At 58.1% G+C, this 2,205-nt stretch carries 2 protein-coding genes; both read right to left on the minus strand.

Annotated elements, in window-relative coordinates; translation table 11 throughout:
• The coding region (locus B3187_RS15415) for a type I restriction endonuclease (RefSeq protein ID WP_286807351.1) at positions 1 to 932 on the minus strand (932 nt) is incomplete at its 3' end.
• A 3-nt stretch (positions 933 to 935) separates the two neighbouring features.
• Positions 936 to 2,054, minus strand: coding sequence for a Fic family protein (locus B3187_RS15420; protein ID WP_286807352.1), 1,119 nt, complete (start codon positions 2,052 to 2,054; stop codon positions 936 to 938).
• Positions 2,055 to 2,205: the final 151 nt, after the last annotated feature.

Consider the following 2,205-nt stretch of genomic DNA (forward strand, 5'->3'; position numbering starts at 1 on the left):
CCTTGGGTGTGCCAGAATACCCCGAGCTTGCCACCGAACTCCTCTCGGCGCAGAAACTTGTCGAAGCCCTTGTTTACGCCGATAAACTGGTGGTTCTGGGCAATGATTTTCTGCGTACCCTTGTGGTAAATCACAAAGTTTTCCACATAGTCCAGCAGCTTTTCTTTGGCACACAGGCCCTGAAGTAGGCGCTCGGTACTGGTGCCCTGCTCGCGAATCTGGTCGCGGCGTATTTTTTCTTTCTCGTCTTCCGGGCGCAGCCAATGGAAAAAGTGTTCCCACTCGGCACTCAGGCTGCCCAGGCGCGTTTCCAGGCCGTTGCTGAACACACAAAACACATTGGTGAGGAACAACTGGGGAATATCGGCCTTGTAATTGGTCAGATTGTCATCGTAGGCACTACGCAGCTTGACGTTAGAGTTCTTCAGCTCAATAAAGACCAGCGGCAGACCGTTGATATACAGCAGAATATCCGGCCGCCGATAGCCCGCCTTGGCCGCCGCGCCGGTGCTTTGAATCCACAACTGGGTCACCGCGAGAAAGTGGTTATTGTCCGACGCCTCAAAGTCAATCAACTTGACCCGCTCTTTGCGATTGCGCCCGTCACTGTCTTTGAACTCCACCCGCACGCCGTCCCGGATCAGGCTGTCCAGCTCGCGATTGGCCACCATCATCGCCATGGCCTGGCGTTGGTCGCAGACCTGATCCAGCGCATCGTCGATGGCCGTCTCGGGAATCTCCGGGTTCAGGCGCATGGCCGCCGCTTTCAGGCGATCGCGCAAAATCACCTCGCGCTTGTCCACGCGTCCGGAGCCGTCATTCAGGTCCGCCGCATCGCTGGTATAACAATCCAGCACATCGTAGCCATACAGGTGCTGCAAGCGCTGCACTATAGCCTGCTCGATGTGGTCTTCAGACAGGAAATTCGGCATAGGCTAGAGCACTCCCTGATTCTTCAAAGGTGGCATATCCAGGGGCGGCAGATTGAACAGCAACTGCACCAGCTCACGATTGATGTAGTAGTTTTCGCGCCCCAGGCGATGTTTGTCGAGAATACCGCCTTTGGCCAGTTCATCCAGGTATCGGTTGGCGGTGGCGCGCGATACCCCCAGGTCGTATTCGACAAAGGCTACCTTGGTGTAAGGGTGGTAAAAAATATTGTTGATCAGGTCCTGGCTGTAAAAGCGGTAATGAGCCCGAATTTCGTGCTTTTGCTTTTGCAGCAAGCGGGCAATCTGCTCCACCAGCGCGGTGGTGTGGCGGGCGGTTACCGCCACACCGTGCAACATATAAAGCAGCCAGCCTTCCCAATCGCCGCTGTCGCGCACCTTCTGTAACTCGGCATAGTAATCCGCCTTGGTCTGACTGATGTAGCGGCTCAGGTAGAGGATGGGCGAATCCAGCAGCCCGGCGCGCACCAAAAACAGGATATTGAGAATGCGCCCGGTGCGGCCATTGCCGTCATAGAACGGGTGGATGGTCTCGAACTGGTGATGCATGACCGCCATGCGCACCAGCGGGTCCAGCTCGTTTTCACCGCTGTTCTCGGCATCGGCATGGATCCAGCTCACCAGCTCGTCCATCAGGGCAGGCAGCTGCTCCGGCGAGGGCGGCTGATACACCACCTCGCCAGTGCGCTCGTTTTTCAGCACGGTGCCAGGGGTGCGGCGCAAGCCAGCATCGTTGCCTTCCAGGGTGGCCTGCACCTCAAGGATGGTACTCAGGCGCAACAGCCCGGAGGCACGCACCGCCTGAAAACCCACCTCCAGGCTCTGGGCATACCAGGCCACCTCCTTGCTGGCCGGGTCCACCGAGCCGGGCTGCACCTGATAGCGGTAGAGAGCATCCTGGGTAGTGATAATGTTCTCGATTTCCGAACTGCTTTGCGCCTCTTGCAGGGACAGAGTGGACACCAGCAGCCGCTCATTGGGGATGCTGCGTGCCACACCTTTCAGCTCCGCCAGATGGCGATGCGCCGCCACCAGCGCCCGCAGCACCGCCGGCGTCTCCAGCGGCTCCTGGGGCGGAAAGTGTTCGCGGATGGTCAGCACCATGGCAGGATTCCTTCGGCTAGCGGCAAACCTGCTCAATATTGGTCTATTTTGAGCAGGTCGTAAGGCATCTTCTCAGATATCCGTTGTTTTGAACAGTGACCGGTGCCCGCCGGTGTTCCGGGCTGTTATCGGCTACGGCTTCAGGCACGGC

Source organism: Marinimicrobium sp. UBA4209, from assembly GCF_002381585.1.
GTDB lineage: Bacteria > Pseudomonadota > Gammaproteobacteria > Pseudomonadales > Cellvibrionaceae > Marinimicrobium > Marinimicrobium koreense.

Coding starts and splice junctions, on each gene's coding strand:
- B3187_RS15420 (WP_286807352.1), bottom strand. CDS start 2,054: ATGGTGCTGACCATCCGCGAACACTTTCCGCCCCAGGAGCCGCTGGAG.